This window comes from Pseudarthrobacter sp. RHLT3-21, assembly GCF_059383495.1.
This window is the reverse complement of the sequence record NZ_JBWZCI010000014.1, coordinates 32,783-58,838: the sequence shown is the minus strand read 5'-3', so window position 1 is coordinate 58,838 and position 26,056 is coordinate 32,783. Positions and strand designations below refer to the sequence as shown.

Genomic DNA, 26,056 nt, shown 5'->3' with positions numbered 1-26,056 from the left:
CCTAGTTGCCAGCTGTAGTTTTTCCGGCCTGTTTGCCCTGTGACCGAATTCGCAGGGCTTCAAGGACGTATTCGACGCCGGTCCATACCGTGATCAGGACAGCCACCATCATGACGGCGAAGGCCACCCACACAAGCCATGGTGCCAACGCGCCGAGTGGCAGGAGGTACAGGAAGATCGCGGCTGTCTGAACGACGGTCTTGAGCTTGCCTCCGCGCGAAGCCGGGATCACACCGTACCGGATAACAAAGAAACGAAGGGCGGTGATGCCCCATTCCCTGACGAGGATAACGATAGTGACCCACCACGGCAGTTCATTCAGGATGGAAAGCATCACCAGCGCTGAGCCAATGAGGAGCTTGTCGGCGATGGGGTCTGCAATTTTGCCGAAATTGGTGACGAGGCCGCGGCTCCTGGCGATGTCGCCGTCGAGCTTGTCTGTGTAGATGGCGACGGCGAACGCCACCACCGCGGCCCAGCGCCAGGGCCCTGACTCGCTGCTCAGCCCGGGAGCATCGGCGAAGAGGAACCAGACGAAGAACGGCACCAGGGCGATGCGCAGCATGGTCAGGATGTTGGGAAGATTCCAGATTCCTGGGCTGCTGGAGCCGGCGGCAGTTGCTTCGGTGCTAGTCACACTCCTAGGCTACCGTCCGGTGAGTGACCACGCGTCTTCGGAACCGTTCTCGTCGTCGCCCGAGGTGCCGTCCGCGCCGTCGAAGTACTCAACCTTCTGGCTGCGCTGGTCAAGGTCCGCCTGCACGAGGTCTTCCGCATAACCGCCCTGGGCGATGTTCGCGTTGGCGTTGTCGCTGAGCGCCGCCGTCTGCGAGTCAGCAACCGCCGGCGCGTCCTGGCCCTTCATGGCGGCCAGCACCGAAGCGAGGTCGTCCGGCTTGACCAGGACGTCGCGTGCCTTGGACCCTTCGGAGGGGCCAACCACTCCCCTGGACTCGAGCAGGTCCATAAGCCGTCCGGCCTTGGCGAAGCCCACCCGGAGCTTGCGCTGGAGCATCGACGTCGAACCGAACTGAGTGGTGACCACCAGCTCGGTGGCCTGCAGCAGCACTTCGAGGTCGTCCCCGATGTCGTCGTCGATCTGCTTCTTGGGCGCCTCGGGCGCGACATCGTGGCGGTAGTCGACTTTGAGCTGGCCCTTGACGTGTTCCACGACCTTGTGGATTTCGGACTCCGTGACCCAGGCGCCCTGGACACGCATGGCCTTGGAGGCACCCATCGGCAGGAACAGCGCATCGCCCTGGCCGATCAGCTTCTCGGCACCGGGCTGGTCAAGGACCACGCGGGAGTCCGTGACGGAGGACGTGGCGAAAGCCATCCGGGACGGCACGTTGGCCTTGATCAGGCCGGTGACGACGTCCACGGAGGGCCGCTGGGTGGCCAGGACCAGGTGGATGCCGGCGGCACGGGCCAGCTGGGTGATGCGGACGATTGAGTCTTCGACGTCGCGCGGGGCCACCATCATCAGGTCGGCGAGCTCGTCAACGATCACCAGCAGGTACGGGTAGGGCCGGATGACGCGCTTGGAGTCCACGGGCGGCTGGACCTTGCCGGCGCGGACTGCCTTGTTGAAGTCATCGATGTGCTTGAACCCGTAGTTGGCGAGGTCGTCGTAACGGGCGTCCATCTCGCGGACCACCCATTGCAGGGCCTCGGCAGCCTTCTTCGGATTGGTAATGATGGGCGTGATCAGGTGCGGGACGCCTTCGTAGGCGGTCAGTTCCACACGCTTGGGGTCCACCATGACCATGCGGACCTCATCCGGGGTTGCCCGCATGAGGATCGAGGTGATCATGGAGTTCACGAACGAGGACTTACCGGCGCCCGTGGCACCTGCGACGAGCAGGTGGGGCATCTTGGCGAGGTTCGCCACGACGTAGCCGCCTTCGACGTCCTTGCCAACACCCATCACCATAGGGTGGTCGGTCCGGCGCGCGTTCTGGCTGCGGAGGACGTCACCGAGGGAAACGGTCTCGCGGTCCGTGTTGGGGATCTCGATACCGATGGCGGACTTGCCCGGGATGGGGCTGAGTATCCGGACGTCGCTCGAAGCCACGGCGTAGGAGATGTTCTTGGACAGGGCGGTGACGCGCTCCACCTTGGTGCCCGGGGACAGTTCGATCTCGTACCGCGTGACGGTGGGCCCGCGGCTGAAGCCGGTGACCTGTGCCTCCACGTTGAACTGGTTGAGGGTCTCGGTCAGCGAAGCCACAATGGCGTCGTTCGCTTCGGTGCGCTCCTTGGGGATGGAGCCCGGGGTCAGAACGTCCGACGGCGGCAGCGTGTAGGTGACGTCGCCCGCCAGTGAGAGTTGCTCGGTCCGCTGCGGAATGGGCGCGGGCAGGGGCATGGGTGTGACGGGCTTGGCTGGCACCTGCGCAACGGCGGGGACGGGGTTGAGTGAGCCCGCGGCCACCATCCCGGGAGTGACCAGCGGGATGGCCTCGGTGGCGTTGTCCTCCGCCGGACCTCTTCCGGCAGCGCCGATGCCCTGGGCGGCTTTGATTTTCTCGACGGCGATTTCCGCCTGGGTGGGGCGGCGCACGCCGGGAGCGGGGCGCGGTCCGCGGCCTGGCTTTGCGTTGGCCTCGTCGCCGTCGATGACGGCGTGCTCGAAGGCTTCGTCGCCCACGTAGCCTTCCAGCCCGGCGTCGGACTCGTCGTCCTTGCCAAAGAAGCGTCGCTTCTTCTTCCGCGGTGCCGGGGTTGCCTTCGTTTCCTCGAGGTAGCTGCGGTCGTGGCTGGCCCCGTCGTCGCCGGGTTCCTGCAGGTCCAGGCCCATGAGGTGCTCATAGGCCCCCCGGAGCCGGCGTGGAATGGCCCCGAAGGGGGTTGCGGTAATGATGAGCAATGAGATGAAGGCCAACAGCCCGTAGACCACAACGGGCACCGCCGCATGGATGGCCGCGAGGGGTGAGGCGGCCAGGAAGCCGAGCATACCGCCGGCCTGGCGGAGGCCGTCGAAGCCTTCGGCAACGGTGGGCTGCCCGCCCACAACGTGGGCAAGGCCGCAGCCGGCAAAGGTCATGATGAGGAAACCGATCCCCACCCGGTTGTTTCCCCGGCCGTCGTCGGGCTGCCGGAAGAGCCGGAAGGCGCACACAAAAAGCATCAGCGGCAAAAGCAGTGACATCCAGCCGAAGGTGCCGTTGACCACGCTGTAGACGGCGTCGGGGAACCAACCGGTCATTCCCCACCAGGCGAAGGTGGCGATGAAAACACCCAGGGCAAGGTTGAACAGGGCCGCGCCGTCGCGGCGTTCCTCTGCCGGCAGGTCACTGACATCGGAGCCGATCCTGCGGACTCCGCCGCCGACCAGATGTCCCACGCCCAGCCAGGCGCCGCCTACAACGCGCAGGAGCCAGGGCTGCCGCTGTTCGACGGCGGGAAGCTGGCGGGTGCGTGCAGTAGCCGCCGATGATCCGGCCCGGCTGCCGGTGCGGCTGGACGCTGTGGCGCCTGCACCGCGGCCCGCCGAGCTGCCGGATTTGGCGCTGGATTTGCCGCCTGCGGTGCCTCGGGGCGCGGGAGTAGTACGAGTGGCCATACGTGCCACGGTACCGGAACTGGCGCGGTTTTCCGCGGATTTCCGGCTGTTCCCGGCCTCATGTTGCGGATGGGAAAGGCCCGGTTCTCCAAGAACCGGGCCTTTGCCATTCCGCTTGCCTTCGGGGCTGTTAAGCCTCGAGGACCACCGGGATGATCATGGGCTTGCGGCGCAGCTTGCGGTTGACCCAGGTGCCGACGACGCGGCGGACAACCTGCTGGAGCTGGTGGGTGGTGTGGTCCGTGCGGTTGAGCACGGCTTCTTCCAGGGCGGCGTTGATCTTTGGGATGATCTCGTCGAAGACCGAATCGTCCTCGGCCACACCGCGGGCGTGGATCTCGGGTCCGGAGACCACCTTGCCGGTGGTGCGGTTGATGACGGTGATGATGGAGATGAAGCCTTCATCACCGAGCGTCTGGCGGTCCTTGAGGTCCGCTTCCGTGACTTCGCCGACGCTGGAGCCGTCCACGTAGACAAAGCCCACTTCAACCTGGCCCACCACGTCTGCGCGGTGGTCCTTGAGGTCGATGACGGTGCCGTTGTCGGCAAGGATGACGCTGGCCGTGGGGACGCCGGACTCGATGGCGATCTTGCCGTTGGCGATCAGGTGGCGGGTCTCGCCGTGCACGGGCATGGCGTTGAGCGGTTCAAGGATGTTGTAGCAGTAGAGCAGCTCGCCGGCGGCCGCGTGTCCGGAGACGTGCACCTTGGCGTTGCCCTTGTGGATGACGTCCGCGCCGAGCTTGAGCAGGCCGTTGATGATGCGGAACACAGCGTTCTCGTTGCCCGGGATGAGGCTGGAGGCAAGGATCACGGTGTCGCCGTCGCCCACCACGACGCGGTGGTCGCCGTTGGCCATGCGCGAAAGCGCGGCCATCGGTTCGCCCTGGGAACCTGTGGACATCAGAACCACGCGGTTGTCCGGCAGGTTGTCGATGTTCTTGATGTCCACGAGGAGGCCCTCGGGAACGTCCAGGTAGCCGAGCTTGGCGGCGATGGCCATGTTGCGGACCATGGAGCGGCCCACGAAGGCCACCTTGCGGTTGTGCTTGGCGGCGGCGTCAAGCACCTGCTGGACGCGGTGGACGTGCGAGGAGAAGGACGCCACGATGATGCGCTTGGTGGCCTGGCCGAACAGCCGTTCCAGCGTGGGGCCGATTTCCTTCTCGGCGGTGGTGAAGCCCGGCACGTCGGCGTTGGTGGAGTCGGACATAAAGAGGTCAACGCCCTCTTCACCCAGCTTGGCGAAGTGACGGAGGTCGGTGATCCGGCCGTCCAGGGGCAGCTGGTCCATCTTGAAGTCGCCCGTGTGCAGGACGGTGCCGCCGGCCGTGCGGATGAACACTGCCAAGGCGTCGGGGATGGAGTGGTTGACCGCGACAAACTCGCATTCGAAGGGGCCAAACTTTTCGACCTGGCCCTCTTCAACGGTCATCGTGTACGGACGGATCCGGTGTTCCTGAAGCTTGGCCTCGATGAGGGCCAGCGTCAGCTGTGAGCCCACCAGGGGGATGTCGGCGCGCATCCGCAGGAGGTAGGGAACAGCGCCGATGTGGTCCTCGTGGCCGTGGGTGAGGACAACGGCCACGATGTCGTCGAGACGGTTCTCGATGTAGGAGAAATCGGGCAGGATCAGGTCAACGCCGGGCTGGGTCTCCTCCGGGAAGAGGACACCACAGTCCACGATGAGCAACTTGCCGTCGATTTCGAACACGGCCATGTTCCGGCCGATCTCCCCCAGTCCGCCCAGCGGAACGATCCGAAGGGTGCCTTGCGGCAGGCGTGGAGGCGTGACAAGGCCGGGAAGGGCGGTTTGGGTCATAGTGCACTACTTTCCAGGCGGAAGGGTGCTGGTCTTAGCCCTCAGGGAAAGACCAGCCCCGCTTCCGCCAAATCCTCGCGGATGGTTACGATCTCGGCTTCGTCCGGCTCCACGAGGGGCAAACGGACAATCGAGTTGGGCAGGACTCCCTGCCATTTAAGAATTTGTTTGGCTGCAACGGCTCCCTGGACGCGGGTCATCGTTGCCCTCACGACGGGCAGCAGCTCGACGTTGATCTTACGCGCGGTTTCGAGGTCGTTCGCGTTGATGGCGTCGATCAGTTCGCGGAAGCGGCGCGTTGCGACGTGGGTTGTGACGCCCACGAGTCCGACGGCACCCAAGGACATCCACGGAAGGGTCAGTCCGTCGTCGCCGGAGTAGAAGTACAGGTCCGTCTCTGCCATCACCCGGCTGGCTGCCATAAAATCGGCTTTGGCATCCTTGACGGCGACGATGTTTGGGTGCTGCGCCAGGCGGATCATGGTTTCGGGCTCGATCGCGATGGAGGAGCGGCCCGGAATGTCATAGAGCATAACGGGCACATCGGTTGCCGACGCGACGGTCTCGAAGTGTGCGCGGACGCCGGCCTGGCTGGGCTTGTTGTAGTACGGCGTGACGAGCAGCAGGCCGTCGACGCCGAGCGCTGCCGCCTGCTGGGAGAGGTGCACCGAATGTGCGGTGTCGTTCGTCCCGGTGCCGGCGATGATGGCGGCGCGGTCTCCCACGGCCTCCTTGACAGCGCGGAACATGCCAAGGTTTTCTTCATCCGAGAGGGTGGACGTTTCGCCTGTGGTCCCGGTGACGACCAGGCCGTCGCAGCCATCGTCCACAAGCTTGGTGGCCAGTTCGGCTGCCTGCTTGTAGTCCACGGCGCCATCCTTGGTGAAGGGCGTGACCATGGCGGTCAGGAGCGTACCAAGGGCAGGAGCGGTGGCGGATTTGTGAGGCATGGAAAAAACGTTACCCTGTCGGCAGCCGGTTAGGACAATGGGGGCGGCGTGATACGCGTCAAACAGCGGGCTGCCGTGCCCCAGGGACTGTGGTCAGCACGCACTGCAGATCGACTCCCGCGGGGTCAGCGGAATTTCCGCAATGCACTCCTCTGCAGGATGGCGGTGACCACTTCCGTACCGGTTCCGGCGGCCATTTTCAGTTCGACGCCGTCAGGTCCCCAGAACCCGCTCAGGCCGCAGGAGGGACCCAGCGAGGTGGATCCGCCAAGGTTCGCCAGGACGGCGAACATCCGGTTGTCCATGGCCCTGGCTCCAAGGTGCAGAGCAAGCCGCCGCTCTTCGGCCAGCGTGTACAGCGCCGATACGGCATAGATGTCAGCGCCGGCCTGGGCTGCCCCGGTGGAGTGGGCAGGAACCGCGGCGTCAAAGCAGATGGCCAGCGCGATCTTCCAGCCATCCAACTCGATCACGAGTGCACCGTCGCCCGCGGCGAAGACCTCCCGCTCCTGGCCGTGGAGGTGGGTTTTGAAGCCGAGTCCGATGGTGCCGTCGGGGTGGATCACCAGGCTGGCGAGCCGCGGCGAGCCATCAGGTTCCCGATAGGCAGCACCGGCCACGGCGGTAATCCCGGTCCGGCGGCAGATTTCGTGGAGATCGCCCAGCCGCGGGTCGTCGTGCCGGAGCCAATAGCCGTCATCGGCCAACTGAGCCAGGGTGTACCCCGCCAACGACAGCTCAGGGAACACCACCAGCCGGGCGCCGTGGGATTCGGCATCCTCGATCAGCCGGACGTGTTCTTGCACATTCGGGACAATCCCGCCTTCCAGCGCCTGGTACTGCACGGCAGAGACGGTCAGGGCATCAGTCACCTCCTTATCCTAGGGATGTCCGCCTAGCCGCGGGAACCACGCCGCAGTTCAGCTGGGCGCTGCAACTCAGCAGGGCGCTGCAGTTCAGCCGGGCTCCGCAACTGAGAGGGTGGCTCGTCAGCCCGCGTCATGCCATCCTGCGGCTTCCCTGGCTGGCAGTACCGGTCCACCGCAGCCTCCCGCAGCCCCTCGGCCCAGGCCGCGAGCCGCTGTGCCGCCCGGACGTAGTGGAACAGCTCAGTGGGCGTCAGGGCGTCGAGGTCGGTGTCGGCCAATCTGCGGGCCAGCTCTGCCCCCGCCGGCTGGGCGGTGAGTGTCACGCCTTCGTCCTGCCACTGGATGTCCACAGGGGGTCGACCTGCCACGAGCTGGCGGAAGAGGAAGTCCACCACTCCCGGGCTCATCGCTTTCGTCAGACCTACAGGATGTGCCGAGGCGGCGTCCTGGGCATCCCGGTCGGGGCGCACCGATCCGCCGGTGATTGGGGATTCCGGAAACGGCCGCGGCCGGGATGGGGTTTGCATGGTGTCCATATTATTCGAACATATATTCGAATACAAGGTCTTCAAGACCGTGTTTCCGGCCGGCTCTTGACCGCCGCCATAAAGGTTGGTGTGAGAACATCGCCTCATGACGTCCCGTGCCCCGGCAAGACCCTCGCGGGTGCCTCGAACCTCACAGGCCGCGGGCCGCCTCCGCGGTATTGACGCAGCCAGGGGGCTGGCGCTCCTTGGCATGATGGCCACGCACCTGCTCCCTACCTTCGAGGCAAACGCCGACCTCACGCCCACCTGGATCGGCCTCACGTTCTCCGGCAGGGCGGCCGCCCTGTTTGCCGTATTGGCTGGCGTGGGACTGGCCCTGTCCACCGGAAAGCAGGTACCTCCGGAAGGTACTGCCTTGAACGCAGCCCGCCGCGGCATCGCACTGCGCGCCCTGGTGATTGCCGCCGTCGGGCTCTCACTGGGCGGGCTGGAAGTAAACCTTGCGATCATCCTGGTCCACTACGCCCTGCTGTTCCTGTGCATCCTGCCGTTCCTGGGCCTGAAGCTGAGGGCGCTGTGCGCGTGGGCTGCCGGCTGGATCGTGGTTTCCCCGGTGCTCGCCTATCTTCTCCGCCCCTGGCTGATGGCGGCCAACCCGCCCCTGAACCTGGGGCACAACCCGTCCTGGGAAGACCTCTCGACCCCTTTCCCTCTTCTGGGAGACCTGTTCCTGACCGGCTACTACCCGGTGTTCCAGTGGCTGTCATACCTGCTGGTGGGCCTGGTCATTGGCCGGCTGGCCCTCACCAAGGCGATGGTTCCTGTCCTGCTGCTCTGCGGCGGCGCTGCGGTGGCCGCACTGGCCAAGGCTTTGGGCACCGCAGCGATGGAGAACTGGGGCGGCCGGGCCGCGCTGGAGGCAGTCCTGAACGCCCCCGGATACCCGCTGGACAGTGTCCTCCAGGTCAACCTCACGGGGATCCGGCAGGAAGGATCCTGGTGGTGGCTGGCGGCCGCGGCGCCGCATTCGGCCACCACGCTGGATCTTCTGCACACCTGCGGCGTGGCGGCCGCCGTCGTGGGCGTGTGCCTCCTGCTCGGCAGGCTGGCTGACTGGCTGGATCTGGACCTGTTGCTGCCACTGCGCGGTGCGGGAGCCATGACGCTCACGCTCTACTCAGCGCATGTCTGGGTGGTTTCGGCGTTCTACCTGAAGCCGCTGCCCGTCGGCTGGACCGAGGTGGGGATGTACTGGGCGCATGCCACGACGGCCATCATCGTTGGCATCGTGTTTGTCCTCCTGAAATGGCGGGGCCCGCTGGAACTGGTGGGCCATGCGGCCAACCAGCTGGGGCGCGGCGACCGAGCCAGCCTGCGTTAGCCCGCCACGGCGACCGAGCCGGCCTGCGTTAGCCCGCCACAGAGAGCAGGCCCTAGGCCGGAACCTTGCCGCGGAACAGCTTCACGGCGTCGCGCATGGACGCGCGGGCGCGCTTGCGGTCCCCGGCTGCGTCATAGGCGCAGCTGAGACGGAACCACGAACGCCAGTCAGCGGGCGCCGCTTCAGCCTCGGCCTTGTACTTTTCGAATTCCAGATCCGCCGCTGAGCGGACGATCCGGCCGGCGGGTGTGCGGGGCAGTTCGTCTACCGGGAGCCCGCCTTCGGCCTCCAGGACCTTCGCCATCTGTTCCGTGCGCGCGCCGAACAGCAGTTCACGGATCATGGCCCAGGCGCCGATGGCCGGGAGGACCAGGTAGGCAGCTCCGATGGCCTTGGCGGCGGGGTTGCTGTCCAGCAACAAGAGCACGGAGCGCTGGAAGGACACCACCAGGTAGAAGACCAGCAGGAGCGTTACGGCACCCACCCAGATCTTGGTGCGGTTCTTCCGGAACGCGGCAACAAACTCGCCCACGGCCTAGAGCCCCAGGTCCAGGTAGCCGTCCAGGCCCACCGTCAGTCCCGGGTGCGCGGCGACGTTGCGCACGCCCAGCAGCACGCCGGGCATAAAGGAGGCACGGTCAAAGGAATCGTGCCGGAAGGTCAGCTGCTCCCCCGGACCGCCGAGCAGCACCTCCTGGTGGGCCACCAGCCCGCGCAGCCGAACGCTGTGAACGCGGACTCCGTCAACCTCGCAACCCCGTGCGCCGGCGAGTTCGCTGGTGGTCGCGTCAGGACTGGGCGGAACGTCAGCGGCCTGGCGCTCGGCTGCAATGAGCTGGGCGGTGCGGACAGCGGTCCCGGACGGCGCATCAACCTTTTCCGGGTGGTGCAGTTCGATGATTTCCACCGACTCGAAATATTTGGAGGCCTTGGCGGCAAAGGCCGAGGCCAGCACAGAACCGAGGGCAAAATTAGGGGCGATCAGTACCCCGGTTTCCGGGTTCTCCGCGAGCCGTGCTTCCAGCGCTGCGAGCCGGGTGGAATCCCAACCGGTGGTCCCCACCACCGCGTGCATGCCATGCTCGACGGCGTAGCGGACGTTCGCTTCGGTGCTTTCTGGGACAGTGAGGTCCACCACGATGTGGGCACCCGACGCGGCCAGCTGGTCCAGCGAGTCGCCGCGTCCCAGGGCGGCTACGAGCATCAGGTCGGAGGCAGCTTCAACGGCCTTAACGGCTTCGGCGCCCATGCGCCCGTTAGCGCCCAGGACAGCCACGCGGGTGGGCACGGAGAGTTGTTCGATCATGCCGTTAACCCTACCGTCGGGCCGGGTGCGGGATTGAACCGAAGGCTGTGCGTTACCTCGCAACCGCCGGCAGGCGAAGGGAAGCCGGTGCTGCTCAGCCGCCTGCGCCGACCCACTCCACCGTGCCGTCGGCGAAGAACTGTTCCTTCCAGATGGGAACCTGGTCCTTGATGCGGTCCACCAGTTCGGAACACACGGCAAAAGCCTGTCCGCGGTGCGCAGCGGAGACCGCACAGACCAGCGCCGGATCTCCGATGTCGAGCATGCCGATGCGGTGGGCAGCCCAAATCCGCACGGGCTGCGTGGCAGATCCGTCGCCGGCATGTTCGGCAGCCAGGCGGGCGACGACGTCGGCCATCACCTGGTGAGCCGTGGGGTGCGCGCTGTAACTGAGCCGCTCGACTGCCTTGCCGCCGTCGTGATTCCTCACCACGCCGCTGAAGCTGACCACGGCCCCTGCGGTGTCGGACTCCACTGCAGCGATGGCCTGGTCCACGGAGATGGGTTCTGCGCTCAGCACCGCGTGGACCACTTCGAAAACCGAGTCAGTGCCCATGGCCGCCCTCCAGCTGGTCGCACAGGTGCCCGATCAACGCATCGAGCACGGATAGACCGTCCATCACTCCCTTGGGTGACCCGGGCAGGTTAACAATGAACGTCTGCCCGGCAGCTCCGGCGTGGCCGCGGCTGAGCGCCGCAAGCGGCGTTTTGGCTGCGCCTTCACGCCGGATGGCCTCCATGATGCCCGGGATTTCCCGGTCCAGGAGGGGCAGGGTAACGTCGGGTGTGCGGTCGTCCGGACTGAGCCCGGTGCCTCCGCTGGTGATCACGACGGCGGGATGCTGGGTGAGGAGGGCCCGGATCGCCGCACCGACCGGCTCACCGTCTGGCACAACCATGGCGGGGTAGGCCTCGAAGCCGTGCTCGGTCAGCCAATCGATGATGACGGGCCCGGTTTCATCCTCATAGATGCCTGCGGCGGCGCGGGTGGACGCAATGACAACCCCGGCCTTCCGGCCCTGCACTTCGCCGTGTGTGTGCGGCTCGGTGTTTGGCTCAGGCGGGTAAGTGCTCTCGGTGCTCATAGTGTCCAGTCCCCGCTCTTGCCGCCGCTTTTCGCCAGCACTTTGATGTCGGTCAGCACGGCGTGCTTGTCGACGGCCTTGATCATGTCGTACACGCTGAGGGCAGCCACAGAGGCCGCCGTCAGCGCTTCCATCTCAACCCCTGTGACCCCGCGGGTCTTGACCGTGGCCAGGATCGCCACGGAATCGGTTCCGAGCTCGAAGTCCACGGTGACTTTCGAGAGCGGCAAGGGATGGCAGAGCGGGATGAGTTCGGGAGTCTTTTTTGCCGCCATGATGCCGGCAACGCGCGCCACGGCCAGGGCATCACCCTTGGGCAGGCCGCCGGATCCCAGCAGGCCCAGCACTTCGTCAGTGGTGCGGACCGTGGCCGTGGCGGTGGCTTCCCGGGTGGTTTCGGTTTTGCCGGACACGTCCACCATCTGGGCGCTTCCGTCCTGGCGCAGATGGGTCAGCGCGGACGGGCTATGTTCTGGATTCACAGCATCCATACTTCCACCTCGTCACCCTCGGCGAGCGCCGAGACTCCAACGGGCACGTGTACCAGCACGTTGGATCCGGCGAGGGCGTGCATAAGGTGGGAGCTTTCGCCCCCTTCCAGGCGGACGGTTCCGTCCCCCTGGAGGGTTCCGCGCCGGACCTGATGTTTGTGTTCAGGCGACGAAAGGCTGTGGCCCAGCCGTCCGCGGACCGGGATCCGCGGTGCCGGCGATCCAAACAGTTTAGCCAGCACGGGCCGCAGGAACATTTCGAAGGAAACCAGGCAGCTGACCGGGTTGCCCGGGAAACCCAGGAAAGGTACGCCGTCGAACGTCCCGACGCCCTGCGGGCCGCCGGGCTGCATGGCTACGTGCAGGAACTCGGTAGCCTGGCCCCCCAAGGCCTGGCGGACAACTTCGTAGGCTCCCTTGCTGACCCCGCCCGTGGTGACGATCAGGTCCACCGCACCGACGTGGCGGCGGAGCAGTGCCCGGAATTCGCCAGGATTGTCCGAGGCGATGGCCGTGCGCACCACGGCCAGGCCCGCCTGCCGCATGGCACTTTCGAGGAGCGTTCCGTTAGAATCGTAGATCTTGCCGGCCGGAAGGGGCTGGCCGGGTTCCACCACTTCGTCGCCCGTTGTGGCCAGGAGGACGGTCACCGGTCTGCGCACGGTAACTTCGGCGATCCCGAGGGCCGCCAGCAGCCCCAGCTGTGCCGGGCCAAGGAAGGTTCCCGCGGCCAGCGCCCGCTCCCCCACCGCGATATCACTGCCGGCCGACCGCACAAAGGTGCCGGCCGCCGTCGCCGGCAACCACACAGTGGTTGTTTCCCCCGGGGCGGGGAACTGGTCCGGAACGGCACGTTCCACGGGCACGACGGCGTCAGCACCGGCGGGAATCATCGCTCCCGTCATGATGGGGGCGGCAGTGCCACGGTCCAGGGCCGCCGGCACGGCACCCGCCGGAACGGGGACAACCACAGGCAGCTCCGCACCGCCGTCGGGCACGTCCGCGCTGTTGACGGCAAAGCCGTCCATCTGGGAGTTGGCGAACGGCGGGAGGCTCAGGGGGGCCATCACGTCCTGGGCGAGGCCCTTGCCCAGCGCGTCGCGAAGTGGCAGCGTTTCCGTCCGTCCCTGGGCCAGCAGGGGCGTCAGCAGTTCGGTGACGGCGGCCAGGTGCAGGGCAACGGACCGTGCCTGGTGGGGCGCCTGGCCTGGCGTGTGCCTGTCCCTGTGCCCGGCGTGTACGTCCTCGCTGCTGTTCGGAGTGTGTCCGTGCTGGTGCGGAGAGCTGTGCATGGTCCTGCCTTCGGTCCGGGCCGTCATGGATTCACGTCAACTCTAATCGTGTGGAAGCCGGTGGCCCCGTCGGGCGCAGGTGGCCTGCGTTCCTCCACCTGCGGCTCGCCGTTGAGGTCCGTGGCGCGGACCTGGACCTCATACTGGCCCGGCGTCAGCTCGATGCCAAGCTGCCACTGGCGCCAAGTGTCCAGCGAAATCCCGGTTGCGAGGCGGGCCTCCTGCCACGGACCACGGTTGACCCGGAGTTCCACCTTGCCGATCCCGGTGTGCTGGGCCCAGGCCACGCCGCCGAACATGACCGTTCCAGCAGCCACCCGCCGGCCGGTGCGGGGCACGTCGATCCGCGAGGACGTTTTGATGGGGCCGCGGTCGGACCAGCCGCGCGGCGTCCAATAGCCGACGTCGTCAGCGAACCTGGTGACGCGGAGTTCGGTGAGCCATTTGGTTGCGGAAACGTAGCCGTAGAGGCCGGGCACGATCATCCGGACTGGGAAGCCGTGTTCCAGCGGCAGCGGTTCGCCGTTCATCCCCACCGCGAGCAGGGCGTCCCGTTGATCGGTGAGGACCTCCAGCGGGGTGCCTGCCGTCCAGCCGTCGGAGCTCCGGGACAGCACCATGTCGGCGCCGGATTGCGGCCGGACAAGGGCCAGGAGTTCCCGCACCGGCCAGCCGAGCCAGCGTGCATTGCCGATCAGGTCCCCGCCCACTTCGTTGGAGACGCAGGCGATGGTCACATGACGTTCGATCAGCGGCCTGGCCAGCAGATCAGCCAGGTTCAGCTCAACCTCCTGTTCCACCATCCCCGTGACGCGGAGTACCCAGGCTTCGGGGTCGAGGGAAGGGACGATCAGGGCGGTGTCGATCCGATAGAAGTCACGGTTCGGTGTGACCAGAGGCTGCATTCCGTCCAGGCCTATCTCGGTGCCGGCCGGGATGGCAGGCGCTTCAGAGACTGCGGCAGGCAGTTGCAGTTTTTCACGGGCAGTACTGATGCCGGCGGCCGCACCTCGCCAGACCGCGGCGATAACCCCGCCCACGGCGGTGGCCCCGGCACTCGCAGCCAAGACCTGCAGGAACGTGCGCCGCCCGGCGGTTGTTGCCGTCCTCGCGGGAACTTCTGTCCCCGTAGCACCTGCCCCCGCGGCACCGACCAGTCCTTCCTGGAGCCGGCGGATCAGCCATCCCAGCAGAAGCGCGCCGGCCAGGGCTGCGAGCAGAGGCACTACAGCCGCGGCCGGGGTCATCTGCGCGCGGGTAAGCACCGAAGTAAGCCCGACGAGCCCAAAAACAGCAATCACCGCTGCACCGGCAAACCGCCTGCGCCGTTCCAGAATTCCGGCCAACGCCCCGACGGCTACGATGACCAGCAGCATCCCGGCCACGAACACTGCCTTGTCGGCGGTGCCGAACAGTGAGATGGCCGAGTCCTTCACACCCGGCGGAACAGCATCGATCACAGCTCCGCCTACTGCCGTCAGGGGCGAGAGGGACGGGCTCAGCAGCCCCGCCAGCAACTCGCCTGTTACGACGGCGGCGCCGGCGGCCACTGCTCCCGATGCGGCGGCCCAGCGGCGGCTGCCTCGAGCGGCACCGTCGGTTCCCGGGCGCCCTGGAGAGTTGGCGCCGTCGTCGGCCGTTTCCTGCAAAGGCTGGGAGCTGTTCACCTCTCCAGCATAGGTTCGCCAGGCCCCGGCAGCGCCGGACTTCGCCACCGTTCGGTGGGACTTCCAATGACGTAGCGGATCCCGGACGTCATGGGCGTGATCCCCGGCGTAAAGGTGGCGTAGCCTGAATTCATGAGTGTTCAGCTAGGTATGCCGCAACCCCGCGAAGATGCTGGGCCGGGCCTGCCGCCTGCCCGCCCGGCCGGCACGCCGGCGGGGCTGCTGGACCAGTACGGCCGCCGGGCCACGGACATGAGGCTGTCGCTGACGGACAAGTGCAACCTGCGCTGTACCTACTGCATGCCGGCCGAGGGGCTTGAATGGCTGGCCAAGCAGGCCGTGATGTCCGCCGAGGAGATCGTGCGGATTGTCCGGATCGGTGTGGATATGCTTGGTGTCCGCGAACTGCGCCTGACGGGCGGGGAGCCCCTGGTCAGGGCGGACCTGATTGACATCATTGCGGCCCTGCGAAGCAATCATCCGGAGCTGCCGATCTCCATGACTACCAACGGCGTGGGCCTGGACAAAAAGGCGGGCGCGCTTAAGGCCGCGGGCCTGACCCGCATCAATGTCTCGCTCGATTCGCTGCACGAAGAGACCTTCACCAAGCTGACCCGGCGCCCCTTCCTTGACCGTGTGCTGGCCGGCGTCGATGCCGCCTGGGCGGCGGGGCTTGGCCCTGTCAAACTCAACGCCGTGCTGATGCGAGGCATCAACGACACCGAGTCGCCGTCCCTGCTCGCGTGGGCGCTGGAGCGCGGCTACGAACTGCGTTTCATCGAGCAGATGCCCCTTGACGCGGACCACGGCTGGACCCGGCGGAACATGATCACGGCGGCCGAGATCCGTTCCCTGCTCTCGCGCGACTTCGTGTTGAGTCCCGATCCCCGTGCCCGCGATGGAGCCCCCGCTGAACGCTTTGAAGTACGGCGCCGGGTGGCCGGGTCCGCGGGGCCGGGTGGTTCGGCTGAGGGAGCCGGGCTGGACGCCTCCGGGCCTCTGCAGGAAGCCGGGCAGGAAGCCGAGGGGCCGGTGCTGGGCACTGTGGGGATCATCGCGTCCGTCACGGAGCCGTTCTGCGCTGACTGCCGGCGCACGCGGATCACCGCTGAGGGCAAGATCATGAGCTGCCTGTTCTCCCGCGAGGAGTTCGATCTGCTCGGTTTGCTGCGGGAGGGCGCCAGCGACGAAGCCCTGGCCGAACGCTGGCAGGACGCCATGTGGGTCAAACCAAAGGCCCACGGAATGGACCACACAGGTCTCGGCGCACCGGACTTTGTCCAGCCGGACCGCAGCATGAGCGCCATCGGAGGCTGAATTCTTGAACGTACGTTACTTCGCTGCCGCACGCGCCGCCGCGGGGGTCGAAGAGGAGCGCTTTGATCTCGCGTCAGGGACCACAGTGGCCGACTTGTTACTGGCTGTCCTTGCTGTGAACCGGGCCGAGCCCCCTGCCGGCACTCCTCCCCTGCAGCGAATCCTGTCCCGGAGCAGTTTCCTGCTCAACGAGGTCGCTGTACGGGACCGCACAGCCGTGTTAAATCCGGACGATGTTGTTGACGTGCTGCCACCATTCGCGGGCGGGTAGGACCCCAGCAGACTGTGCAAAGGGACAGTTGAGGCCCCGGATCCGAGGGCCGGAAGTGTCCCCTCGCGCCGACCAGCAGGGCCACAAGTATCGCCTCGCGCGAAAACGGCGGGGCTTTTAGTCCTGATAACTGACATGAAGGCCAGCGTGGCCGCAGGTTATGCACATAGGCATCCATCCACGCGGAAATTGTCAGACCCTGCTGGGATGCTTTGAGTATGGATAGCAGAGCAGCTATGGAGACGGCGGAGGCCCTTGCGGCGTCCTTGTCTGAGCTGGCTCTGGTGTTGCGTGGCGCTGCCGAATCCCCGGATTCCTGTGATGCGGATCCGCTGCGCAGCAGGGCCGAGATCGCCCTGGCGACTCTGGCTGCAGTCGCCCGCGGGGAAGCGAAGATGGCGGCCCTGAAGGTTCACGCGGCCGCCGATTATGCCGACGCCGCCCAGACCCTTGCAGGCCCTGCCGAGTCCCCGCAGGACCACAGCGGGCAGGAGATGGCGGTGATTGCTGAGGTCGCCTGCGTGCTGACGGTCAGCGAACGCGCCGCGGGTGCCCTGCTCGCTGAAGCCCACGAGCTCACAACCAGCCTGCCGCTGACGATGTCCGCGCTGCAGGCGGGGCAGATTTCGTGGCAGCACGCCCGGATTACGGTCGACGAAACCATCAATCTCGACAGGCCGGCTGCGGCGGCGTTGGAGGCGCATTTCCTGAATCCTGACGCACCCAACCCGGCCCGTGGGTGCCCGGCCGGTGAGCTCATCCCCGGGAGGTTCCGACACAAGGCCCGGACCTGGCGGGAACGCCACCATCCGGTCAGCATCGAAAAACGCCACATCCGGAGCGCGGCGGACCGGCGGGTGGAGTATGCCCCGGACCGGGACGGCATGGCATGGCTCTCCGCCTACCTCCCGGCCGACCAGGCCGCGGGGATCTGGGACCGCACCACCACCGCGGCCCGGGCTTTGCAAGGCCCGGACGAGGACCGGACGCTCAGCCAGCTCCGCGCAGATGTGGCCGCCACCCGGCTCCTCGGCGCCACAGGCGATGCGGCCAACAGCGACGACGTCAACGTGGGCGGCAGTGTTCCATCGCCGCGGGCGCAGGTCCTGGTCACCGTCCCGGTGCTTTCGCTGCTGGGCCTCACGGATGAACCGGCCACCCTCGACGGATACGGGCCGATCCCGCCATCAATGGCAAGGCAACTGATGGCCGACGGCGCGGACTCGTTCCTGCGGGTCCTGATCGACCCCCGCGACGGAGCTCCGCTGGAAATCGGCCGGACCAGCTACCGGCTCACGAAAGCCCAACGCCAATGGCTCAGACTTCGCGACGGCAAGTGCCCGTTCCCTGGCTGCAGCAACCAGTCCCTAGACAACGAAGCCGACCACCTCCTCGCCTGGGCCAAGGGAGGATCTACCGGGATTTCAAATCTTGGCCAGCCGTGTCCCCGCCATCACCGGCTCCGACACACCACAGGTTGGAAACCCACCACCGCGACCAAGAATGAACCACCCGGCTGGACATCACCCACCGGACGGCACTACGCCAGCGAACACCCAGACTGGGAACCACCCCATTTGCCGTCAAACTTCCCCACTACCGACACCACACCGATGCCGACCCGGACGTGAGTCTTCCGGGGCCTTCCCAGCCGTCGTCTACTGGGCCGTTCCCATCGCCAGGGCCAACAACGAGGCGCGGCTATGAACGCCGCAGGTATCGAAAATCTGCTTGAACTGATCCTGGACGGTATAGGCCCCGATCCCCAAGACAGCCGCCATGGCGTTGGTGCCGGCGCCACTGGCAGCAAGCTCAAGCAATTCCCGCTGCCGCATTGTCAGTCCGAAGCTCCGGGCGAACATATCAAGCCGCGCCTCCGGAGGGCATGCCTGGATGGTGACGGCCAATGGCGGAATGGCCGCATTGCCGGTGGAGTCCATCCGGCTGGCCTGGAGTATGGCCCACTGGCCCGACCCTATATGCACACGGGCAGACGCAGGATGACGATCCACGCCCGCCTCACGAGCCAGCAACTGGGCAGCGACGTTGAGGACCTCGGCCGGGACGCGTTGAAAAGGACGCGGGCCAGCCTGCAGCAGTCCCAGCCACTCCTCCGCAGAAGCCGTTCCGCCCATCACAGCCATATCAGCATCCAGAGTCAGCACGGCTTGTTGCGGCAAGTCCGGCCTCGGACTTCCGCCGACGGCTGACGCCCGCACACGTACAACCTCGTGTCCTACAGGTTCGAGTCCGTCAGGGATCTCCGTACCAAACTGCCGGGCTATCGAGCGACGAAGGGCGGGCGTGACCTCACGTGTCACGGCAGCGAGGTATCCCACTTCCTCGACACTAAACGGATCGTCCGGATCCGTTCGCCAGAGGTCGAGCCAACCCCAGCAGCCGTGTTTGTCCGCCAGCACTGCGAATAGGACATCGGTCACTCCGTAGCGCTTCATCAGGCCTTTCCACACCCGGCTCCGCGATGGATTGCCGGCAGTTTCGCGCAGCAGCGTCGTCGCCGGTGACGGACTGATCGCCAACTGAGTCCAGCGACCTACCAGCGTCAGATACTTGAGCCGGATCAGCAACGGCAGTTCGTCCGGGCACGGAATCCGGGCAATGGGCGACATACCCGTCGCCGTCAGCGGATCCGAGAGCGGCCATACGAAGGCACTGAACGGAAGCACCCGGCCCAACTCAGCGAGCACAGCAGTGCGTAACGAGTGGTGATCCGGGGCGGAGTCGCCGATGAGCCGGATCCGTTCAAGGCTCCGGTTCCACGGACTGCCGGGGGTCATTCCCCCAGTATGCGCTCTGCGGCCGGCGCGGGCGCTTCCCGTCCCAGAGCCCCAGATTTCTGGGATACCGGCCGCAGCGGCCAACGGTTACCGTGACGGTATGCAACGCAGCGGAACCGTGCGGCTGTCCCAGTAGAGGAGCGATGGGATGGGAGTGCACGGAGGCAAACGAGTGCACTCAACTGACGCCATCAACTAGGGAGAAACCGGAATGTACACACTGCAGATAGAACATGGCATCAAGGACTTTGGCATGTGGAAGGCGGCCTTTGACCGGGATCCGGTGAACCGCGCGGCGTCCGGAGTCGTCGGCCACCGGATTTCCCAGCCGGTGGATGATTCCCACTATGTCGTGGTGGAACTCGATTTCATCGAGCGCGGCCAAGCTGAGCGATTGCTGGCGAACCTGAAAGATAGGGTGTGGAATTCCTCCTCCGCAGCGCCAGCCTTGAACGGGGCGCCGCAGACAAGGATTCTGGAATCAGCCGGCTGACGGCCGGATCTCTGCAGAGGCTTAAGCGTCGGTTCGCGCGGGGGCGGGATGGGGTCAGACGCGGCGGCACTCGGAGGTCATAAACGGGACAAAGTCCTGGCCGTCGCCGAGGCGCAACTCGGCGGTGTGGATCAGCACGTCGTTGTCCACACGGAAAGTATGGCGGGCTGTCCCGCGGTCATTGTGGCGCTCGACGCGCAGCACACCGTCCAGCCAGGTGCAGCGGGCCGGGGCTCCCGGCGGCAGGCCCAAGCTGTCCACGTGGTACCAGAGGATGTCATTGTGGTCCCGGTCGACAGTAAAGACGCCGTGGCCTTCAAAGTGCGTGCCATCAGCTTCGGTGTGCCTGTAACTTTGCACAACCGCGTAGCCCCCGGCGGCCCTGGAGTAACTGACTTCCGCCGAGGCAGTGCGCTTGGGCCCCCAGGCCGACGCGACCAGCCGGGTGGTGCCGCGCCAATGCCCCAGGAAGTTCTCCAGTACGGCGTGCACCGTGCCCGGCTGCGGAAGGTTCATAGGTTTATTATGGCGGGCGCAAGCCTGCCGGTCAGAGACCGAAGGTTTCGGTCTCCTCGAACGGGCCCACCACAGTGACGGTCCGCGGCGCGGCTGCCAACTCCCTGGCAAGGTCCTGGACCTCCTGCGCGGTGACTGCCTTGATCTGCCGCAGGGTCTCGTCGATGTCCTGGTATTCACCGGACACGAGTTCAGCGCGGCCCAGGCGGGACATGCGGGAACCGGTGTCCTCCAGTGCCAGCACAATTCCGCCGCACAGCTGGCCCACGGCCTTGCGCAGTTCGTCGTCGGAGATCCCGCCTTCGGCAAGCTTGTCCAGCTCCAGCCCCAGCAGGTCCAACACCTGGCGGACCTTCGACGGAGTGCACCCTGCGTACATCCCGAAGTAGCCGGCGTCCGCGTAAGAGGAGGCAAAGGAGTAAGTGGAGTACACCAGGCCACGCTTTTCGCGGATCTCCTGGAACAGCCGCGAGGACATCCCGCCGCCCAGCACGGCGTTAAGGACGCTCATGACGTAGCGGCGCTCATCGGTGGCCACGATCGTGGGGCAACCCATGATGATGTTCGCCTGCTCCACCGCACGCTTGACCACATGCAGCCCGGCAGTGCCGGTGATGTCGGCCCGCTCGGTGGAGCGGCGATCCACCGGGGCGGCGTCGGACTCTAGTGACCACCCGGCAGTGTGGAGCGCATCCACCACAAGGCGGCAGACGACGTCGTGCTCCAGGCCCCCGGCGGCGGTGATGACCAGCTCATCCGGGCGGTAGTAGCGGCGGTAGTGCTCCCAGACGGAGTCGCGGGCGACGGCGCGGATCGCGGCGGGAGTGCCGCCGATGGGGCGGCCCAGCGGGTGGGTGCCCAGGACGGCAGCCACAAAGTTTTCGTGCGCAACGTCGGTGGGGTCATCGCTGTCCATGGCGATTTCCTCCAGGATGACGTCGCGTTCCTGCTCCATCTCGGCCGGATCCAGGACGGCACCGGTGATCATGTCGGCAATGACGTCGATGGCCATGGGCAGGTCCGTGTCCAGCACGCGTGCGAAGTAGCACGTGCTCTCTTTGGCCGTGGCCGCGTTGGACTCTCCGCCCACCTCATCAAAGGCCGAGGCAATTTCCAGGGCGGTGCGGCGTTTGGTTCCCTTGAACAGGAGGTGCTCCAGGAAGTGCGTGGAGCCGTGCTGGCCCGGGGCTTCATCACGTGACCCGACGCCCACCCAGAAACCGATGGTCGCCGAACGCTGGCCCGGCATCGCTTCGGTGAGCACCCGCACGCCGCCCGGCAGCACTGAACGCCGGACAACGGAGCCGCCGTCGGAGCCGTGGACCAGGGTGTCGCCGGGCTGGTTCTNGCGGCAGGGGTACAACAGTCATTGAAGCCTTTCAGGAGCGGCAGCCGGATCTGGCTGCCATCGTAACAGCGGCGGGGCCGGTGGATCATCCACCGGCCCCGCCGATTCATGCTGTGTGAAGGAGGATGGTACTCCGCGTCAGTGGACTACTCCGCTTCGGCAGCGCCCTCTGCGGCGGAAGCGTCAACGAGCTCGGCGCCTTCTTCTTCAGCCACTACCGGGGACAGCGACAGCTTGCCACGGTCATCGATCTTGGTGATTTCCACCTGGATCTTCTGGCCGACGGAAACCACGTCATCAACGTTGTCCACGCGCTTGCCGTTGGCCAGCTTGCGCAGCTCGGAGATGTGCAGCAGGCCGTCCTTGCCCGGCGTCAGCGAAATGAAGGCACCGAAGGTGGTGGTCTTGACGACCGTACCCAGGTAGCGCTCGCCGATTTCCGGGATCTGGGGGTTGGCAATGGCGTTGATCGCGGAGCGTGCTGCGTCAGCAGACGGACCGTTGGTGGCGCCAATGTAGACCGTGCCGTCGTCCTCGATGGAGATGTCGGCGCCGGTGTCTTCCTGGATCTGGTTGATCATCTTGCCCTTGGGCCCAATGACCTCGCCGATCTTGTCAACCGGGATCTTGACCGCGATGACGCGCGGCGCGAACTCGGAGAGCTCATCCGGGGTGTCGATCGCGGAGTTCAGGACGTCCAGGATGTGCAGGCGGGCTTCGCGGGCCTGCTTCAGCGCTGCTGCCAGCACGGAAGCGGGGATGCCGTCGAGCTTCGTGTCCAGCTGGATGGCCGTAACGAATTCAGCGGTGCCGGCAACCTTGAAGTCCATGTCGCCGAAGGCATCTTCGGCGCCGAGGATATCGGTCAGGGCCGCGTAGCGGGTCTGGCCGTCAACCTGGTCGGAGACCAGGCCCATGGCGATACCTGCAACAGCTGCCTTCAGCGGCACACCTGCATTGAGCAGGGACAGCGTCGAGGCGCAGACGGAACCCATCGACGTCGAACCGTTGGAGCTGAGAGCCTCAGACACCTGGCGAATCGCGTAGGGGAATTCCTCGCGGGACGGCAGTACCGGCATAATCGCGCGCTCTGCGAGGGCGCCATGGCCGATTTCACGGCGCTTGGGCGAACCCACGCGGCCGGTCTCACCGGTGGAGTACGGCGGGAAGTTGTAGTTGTGCATGTAGCGCTTGCGCGTGACGGGCGACAGCGAATCGATCTGCTGTTCCATCTTGAGCATGTTCAGCGTGGTGACACCCATGATCTGGGTTTCGCCGCGCTCGAAGATTGCCGAGCCGTGCACGCGGGGCAGAACTTCAACCTCGGCGGTGAGCTGGCGGATGTCCGTCAGGCCACGGCCGTCGATGCGGATCTGGTCCTTGAGGATGCGCTGGCGCACAACCTGCTTGGTGACCGAGCGGAATGCTGCGGACAGCTCCTTGTCGCGGCCTTCGAACTGGCCGGCCAGGGAAGAAGTGACTTCGTCCTTGAGCGAATCCGTTGCAACGTCGCGTTCCTGCTTGTCTGCGATCTGGAAGACAGCGGCCAGCTTCTGCGCGGCAGCAGACTCAACAGCGGCGTAGACGTCATCCTGGTAGTCAAGGAAGACAGGGAACTCGACGGTGGGCTTGGCAGCGCGGGCAGCCAGGTCGGCCTGGGCCTCGCAGAGTGCCTTGATGAACGGCTTGGCAGCCTCGAGGCCCTCGGAGACAACCTCTTCGGTGGGAGCGGTGGCACCCTGTTCCTTGATGAGGTTCCAGGAGTTGTCGGTTGCTTCGGCTTCGACCATCATGATGGCGACGTCGTCACCGGCAACACGGCCGGCTACAACCATGTTGAACACGGAGTTCTCAAGCTGGGAGTGCTTGGGGAAAGCAACCCACTGCGAACCGTGCTCGTCAGCGACGAGGGCAACGCGGACGCCGCCGATCGGGCCGGAGAACGGCAGGCCGGAGAGCTGGGTGGACATGGAGGAGGCGTTGATGGCCACCACGTCGTAGAGCTCGTCAGGGTTGATGGCCAGGACGGTCACCACGATCTGGACCTCGTTGCGCAGGCCCTTGACGAAGGCCGGACGCAGCGGGCGGTCCATCAGGCGGCAGGCCAGGATGGCCTCGGTGGACGGGCGGCCTTCGCGGCGGAAGAACGAGCCCGGGATACGGCCGGCGGCGTACATGCGCTCTTCAACGTCAACCGTCAGCGGGAAGAAGTCGAAGCCTTCGCGCGGGTGCTTGCCTGCGGTGGTAGCGGACAGCAGAGCGGTGTCTTCGTCGATGTACACCATGGCTGCGCCGGCTGCCTGCTTGGCAAGACGGCCGGTTTCAAAGCGGATTACACGCTTGCCAAAGCGGCCATTATCAATGACTGCTTCTGAGAACTGGATTTCGGGACCCTCCAAGAGAGTCACCTCCGTTTCTTGTTTCACGGAGTCCAGCCGCATCAACCCAGGCCAGCATCTGTCTACTGGCCTGCACTGCACCCGGTCATCGATCGAGACCCACGGGCCGAGGGCTTCATTCTTCGAAGCCGTTCCCGGGGATCACTACCGAGGACCGCGAATGCGTGATGCGGTTGATCCTCCTGTTTAATTTTCTTCTGAAGAAGGCGGCCCTTTCCGTCACGGAAGGGGCCGCCCCTTAAAGCTGACTAGCGGCGCAGGCCGAGACGCTCGATGAGCGCGCGGTAGCGGGTGATGTCAGTGTTCTTGAGGTAGGTGAGCATACGCTTGCGACGACCAACCATGGCCAGCAGACCGCGCTGGGTGTGGTAATCGTGCTTGTGCACCTTCATGTGCTCAGTCAGATCCTTGATCCGCTGAGTCAGGACTGCAACCTGGACCTCCGGCGAACCGGTGTCGCCCTCGGACGTTGCGAAATCCTGGATGATGGACTGCTTTACAGCGGCTTCAAGTGCCACAATAACTCCTAGAGATGTGCCGTGAGGCCCGATTCAGTACTTCACTGCCGGGTCTGCCCGCGCGGGAATCCCCCGGAAACCAGGGTCTTTCCACACATGGCAGGAACCAGCCGCCACGGACTGCAGCCGGATCCAACTCTTAGTTTACCGGCCCCGCCGCAATCTTGTCGAAACAGCCGCCGCTGTCACCACGCGCCGTCAGCAAAGGCCGTCAGCAAAAGGCAGCTGCTCAGCGGCGCAGCTGATCCCGAATGGCGGCCATCCCCCGGAACAGCTCAGCGAAGCTGGTGCTCAGCGGCGACAGCCCCACGCGGATCCCGTGTGGTGCGCGGAAGTCCGGGATGACGTCCTGTTCCCACAGCTCCGCCGTCACGTTCCGGAACGCCGGATGATCCAGGGTGATGTGGCTCCCGCGAAGCTCCGGATCACGCGGCGATGCCAGCTCCACGCCCGCCGGCTCCAGCCATGCCTCATACAACTGCACGGCGTACGCGGTGAGTTTCAGGGACTTCTCCCGGATGGCAGCCATGCCGGCCTCTTCGATGAGGTCAAGGGTCCCGCGCATGGCCAGCATCCCGAAGACGGCCGGCGTGCCGCTGAGGAAACTCCGGATCCCGGGCGCCGGCTCGTAGCCTGCGGCCATCTCGAACGCGTCCTTGCGTCCCATCCAGCCCCAGATCGGCTGCTTCAGTCCGGGCAGGTGCCGGCGGTTGACGTAGGCGAACGCCGGCGAGCCCGGTCCCCCGTTGAGGTACTTGTAGGTGCAGCCCGCGGCAAAATCCACGCCTGCCCCGTCCAGGTCCAGCTCCACCGAGCCGGCGGAATGGCACAGATCCCAGACCACCAGGGCCCCCGCGCTGTGCGCAACTTCCGTAATACCCGGAAGATCGGCCAGGAAGCCTGAGCGGTACGCCACGTGGCTCAAAAGTACGACGGCGGTCGCCGGGCCGGTTGCGTCCCGCACCTGTTCAACGGTGACGCCGGACGCTGGATCGGCTTCGATCCAGCGCAGGGTCAGGCCTTCCTCGCGGGCGATGCCCTCGACCAGGTAGCGGTCCGTGGGGAAGTTCTCCGTGTCCAGGACAATCTCTGTGCGGGCCGGGTCAGCCACCGTGGCCAGCGCAGCACGGATCAGCTTGTAGAGCACCACCGTGGTGGAGTCGGCAATGACGGTCTGGCCTGCGGCTGCACCGAGGACGGCCCGGCCCAGTTGATCGCCGATGGTCTGGGGCAGGTCCAGCCATTCCTCGTCCCAGCCACGGATGAGCCGGCCGCCCCAGCCTTCCTCGATAAAGGTGCTGATGTCCCGTGGGGTCCGCTTCAGCGGGCGGCCCAGGGAATTGCCGTCGAGGTAGGAAAGGTCCGTGTCCGTCCCGATGAAGAGGCCGCGGTAGCGTGCCAACGGGTCAGCTGCGTCAAGTTGCACTGCCTGCTCAAGGAGGGCGGCGCCGTCGTGGTTTTCCATCTTCGCGTCCATCGG

At 66.0% G+C, this 26,056-nt stretch carries 24 protein-coding genes; 5 read left to right on the top strand and 19 right to left on the bottom strand.

What is annotated here, in order from left to right; translation table 11 throughout:
• Position 1: 1 nt before the first annotated feature.
• The 6 genes from pgsA to AC50YA_RS15040 form a co-directional block, all read right to left on the bottom strand.
• Entirely contained in the window at positions 2 to 637 is a 636-nt protein-coding gene (gene pgsA / locus AC50YA_RS15065) for a CDP-diacylglycerol--glycerol-3-phosphate 3-phosphatidyltransferase (protein ID WP_494983063.1), read from the bottom strand.
• A 9-nt stretch (positions 638 to 646) separates the two neighbouring features.
• A complete protein-coding gene (locus AC50YA_RS15060) occupies positions 647 to 3,565 on the bottom strand; it encodes an FtsK/SpoIIIE family DNA translocase (RefSeq protein ID WP_494983062.1) in 2,919 nt (972 codons plus the stop codon).
• A 130-nt stretch (positions 3,566 to 3,695) separates the two neighbouring features.
• Positions 3,696 to 5,387 (bottom strand): ribonuclease J, encoded by a 1,692-nt coding sequence (locus AC50YA_RS15055; protein WP_494983061.1) that lies wholly within the window; start codon positions 5,385 to 5,387, stop codon positions 3,696 to 3,698.
• Between the two features lie 41 nt (positions 5,388 to 5,428).
• Positions 5,429 to 6,337, bottom strand: a complete 909-nt coding sequence (dapA, locus tag AC50YA_RS15050) for a 4-hydroxy-tetrahydrodipicolinate synthase (RefSeq protein WP_494983060.1) — start codon at positions 6,335 to 6,337, stop codon at positions 5,429 to 5,431.
• Positions 6,338 to 6,462: 125 nt separating this feature from the next.
• Complete coding sequence (locus AC50YA_RS15045) at positions 6,463 to 7,209, bottom strand: carbon-nitrogen hydrolase family protein (protein WP_494983059.1); 747 nt, start codon at positions 7,207 to 7,209, stop codon at positions 6,463 to 6,465.
• Positions 7,210 to 7,232: 23 nt separating this feature from the next.
• Positions 7,233 to 7,733 (bottom strand): hypothetical protein, encoded by a 501-nt coding sequence (locus AC50YA_RS15040; RefSeq protein ID WP_494983058.1) that lies wholly within the window; start codon positions 7,731 to 7,733, stop codon positions 7,233 to 7,235.
• Between the two features lie 106 nt (positions 7,734 to 7,839).
• Here AC50YA_RS15040 and AC50YA_RS15035 point away from each other — a divergent pair, with 106 nt between their 5' ends.
• Positions 7,840 to 9,075, top strand: a complete 1,236-nt coding sequence (locus AC50YA_RS15035; protein ID WP_494983057.1) for a heparan-alpha-glucosaminide N-acetyltransferase domain-containing protein — start codon at positions 7,840 to 7,842, stop codon at positions 9,073 to 9,075.
• Positions 9,076 to 9,127: 52 nt separating this feature from the next.
• Here AC50YA_RS15035 and AC50YA_RS15030 read toward each other — a convergent pair whose 3' ends face one another.
• The 7 genes from AC50YA_RS15030 to AC50YA_RS15000 all read right to left on the bottom strand — a co-directional run bounded on the left by AC50YA_RS15030 (position 9,128) and on the right by AC50YA_RS15000 (position 14,916).
• A complete protein-coding gene (locus AC50YA_RS15030) occupies positions 9,128 to 9,607 on the bottom strand; it encodes a hypothetical protein (RefSeq protein WP_494983056.1) in 480 nt (159 codons plus the stop codon).
• A gap of 3 nt (positions 9,608 to 9,610) precedes the next feature.
• Positions 9,611 to 10,381 carry a 4-hydroxy-tetrahydrodipicolinate reductase gene (gene dapB, locus AC50YA_RS15025; RefSeq protein ID WP_494983055.1) on the bottom strand — a complete coding sequence of 257 codons (771 nt, stop codon included), beginning with the start codon at positions 10,379 to 10,381 and terminating at the stop codon, positions 9,611 to 9,613.
• A 94-nt stretch (positions 10,382 to 10,475) separates the two neighbouring features.
• A complete protein-coding gene (locus AC50YA_RS15020) occupies positions 10,476 to 10,937 on the bottom strand; it encodes a molybdenum cofactor biosynthesis protein MoaE (protein WP_494983054.1) in 462 nt (153 codons plus the stop codon).
• Positions 10,927 to 11,466, bottom strand: a complete 540-nt coding sequence (locus AC50YA_RS15015; RefSeq protein WP_494983053.1) for a MogA/MoaB family molybdenum cofactor biosynthesis protein — start codon at positions 11,464 to 11,466, stop codon at positions 10,927 to 10,929. The genes AC50YA_RS15020 and AC50YA_RS15015 overlap by 11 nt, the downstream gene beginning before the upstream one ends.
• Positions 11,463 to 11,957, bottom strand: a complete 495-nt coding sequence (gene moaC / locus AC50YA_RS15010) for a cyclic pyranopterin monophosphate synthase MoaC (protein WP_058929482.1) — start codon at positions 11,955 to 11,957, stop codon at positions 11,463 to 11,465. Before moaC ends, AC50YA_RS15015 begins: the two co-directional genes overlap by 4 nt.
• A complete protein-coding gene (locus AC50YA_RS15005) occupies positions 11,945 to 13,249 on the bottom strand; it encodes a molybdopterin molybdotransferase MoeA (RefSeq protein WP_494983052.1) in 1,305 nt (434 codons plus the stop codon). The genes moaC and AC50YA_RS15005 overlap by 13 nt, the downstream gene beginning before the upstream one ends.
• A gap of 23 nt (positions 13,250 to 13,272) precedes the next feature.
• Positions 13,273 to 14,916: a molybdopterin-dependent oxidoreductase gene (locus AC50YA_RS15000; protein WP_494983051.1), complete on the bottom strand. Its 1,644-nt coding sequence runs from the start codon at positions 14,914 to 14,916 to the stop codon at positions 13,273 to 13,275.
• Between the two features lie 132 nt (positions 14,917 to 15,048).
• On the opposite strand from AC50YA_RS15000, the gene moaA reads away from it, so the two are divergent.
• The 3 genes from moaA to AC50YA_RS14985 all read left to right on the top strand — a co-directional run bounded on the left by moaA (position 15,049) and on the right by AC50YA_RS14985 (position 18,135).
• A complete protein-coding gene (moaA, locus tag AC50YA_RS14995; protein ID WP_494983050.1) occupies positions 15,049 to 16,233 on the top strand; it encodes a GTP 3',8-cyclase MoaA in 1,185 nt (394 codons plus the stop codon).
• A gap of 4 nt (positions 16,234 to 16,237) precedes the next feature.
• Positions 16,238 to 16,504: a MoaD/ThiS family protein gene (locus tag AC50YA_RS14990; protein ID WP_494983049.1), complete on the top strand. Its 267-nt coding sequence runs from the start codon at positions 16,238 to 16,240 to the stop codon at positions 16,502 to 16,504.
• Between the two features lie 218 nt (positions 16,505 to 16,722).
• Positions 16,723 to 18,135 (top strand): HNH endonuclease signature motif containing protein, encoded by a 1,413-nt coding sequence (locus AC50YA_RS14985; RefSeq protein WP_494983048.1) that lies wholly within the window; start codon positions 16,723 to 16,725, stop codon positions 18,133 to 18,135.
• A gap of 27 nt (positions 18,136 to 18,162) precedes the next feature.
• Here the strand turns inward: AC50YA_RS14985 and AC50YA_RS14980 are convergent, their stop codons facing one another.
• Positions 18,163 to 19,302: a helix-turn-helix transcriptional regulator gene (locus tag AC50YA_RS14980; protein WP_494983047.1), complete on the bottom strand. Its 1,140-nt coding sequence runs from the start codon at positions 19,300 to 19,302 to the stop codon at positions 18,163 to 18,165.
• Positions 19,303 to 19,555: 253 nt separating this feature from the next.
• Between AC50YA_RS14980 and AC50YA_RS14975 the strand changes: the two genes are divergently transcribed.
• On the top strand, positions 19,556 to 19,795 hold the full coding sequence (locus tag AC50YA_RS14975; protein ID WP_494983046.1) for a hypothetical protein: 240 nt from the start codon (positions 19,556 to 19,558) through the stop codon (positions 19,793 to 19,795).
• Positions 19,796 to 19,849: 54 nt separating this feature from the next.
• On the opposite strand, the gene AC50YA_RS14970 is transcribed toward AC50YA_RS14975, so the two are convergent.
• The 5 genes from AC50YA_RS14970 to kynU form a co-directional block, all read right to left on the bottom strand.
• Positions 19,850 to 20,311 carry a DUF1579 family protein gene (locus tag AC50YA_RS14970; protein ID WP_494983045.1) on the bottom strand — a complete coding sequence of 154 codons (462 nt, stop codon included), beginning with the start codon at positions 20,309 to 20,311 and terminating at the stop codon, positions 19,850 to 19,852.
• 31 nt (positions 20,312 to 20,342) lie between these two features.
• On the bottom strand, positions 20,343 to 21,677 hold the full coding sequence (locus tag AC50YA_RS14965) for a M16 family metallopeptidase (protein WP_494983104.1): 1,335 nt from the start codon (positions 21,675 to 21,677) through the stop codon (positions 20,343 to 20,345).
• Positions 21,678 to 21,805: 128 nt separating this feature from the next.
• Positions 21,806 to 24,058, bottom strand: a complete 2,253-nt coding sequence (locus tag AC50YA_RS14960; protein ID WP_494983103.1) for a polyribonucleotide nucleotidyltransferase — start codon at positions 24,056 to 24,058, stop codon at positions 21,806 to 21,808.
• Positions 24,059 to 24,306: 248 nt separating this feature from the next.
• Positions 24,307 to 24,576: a 30S ribosomal protein S15 gene (gene rpsO, locus AC50YA_RS14955; protein WP_104063120.1), complete on the bottom strand. Its 270-nt coding sequence runs from the start codon at positions 24,574 to 24,576 to the stop codon at positions 24,307 to 24,309.
• A 229-nt stretch (positions 24,577 to 24,805) separates the two neighbouring features.
• Entirely contained in the window at positions 24,806 to 26,053 is a 1,248-nt protein-coding gene (gene kynU, locus AC50YA_RS14950) for a kynureninase (RefSeq protein ID WP_494983102.1), read from the bottom strand.
• Between the last annotated feature and the right edge of the window lie 3 nt (positions 26,054 to 26,056).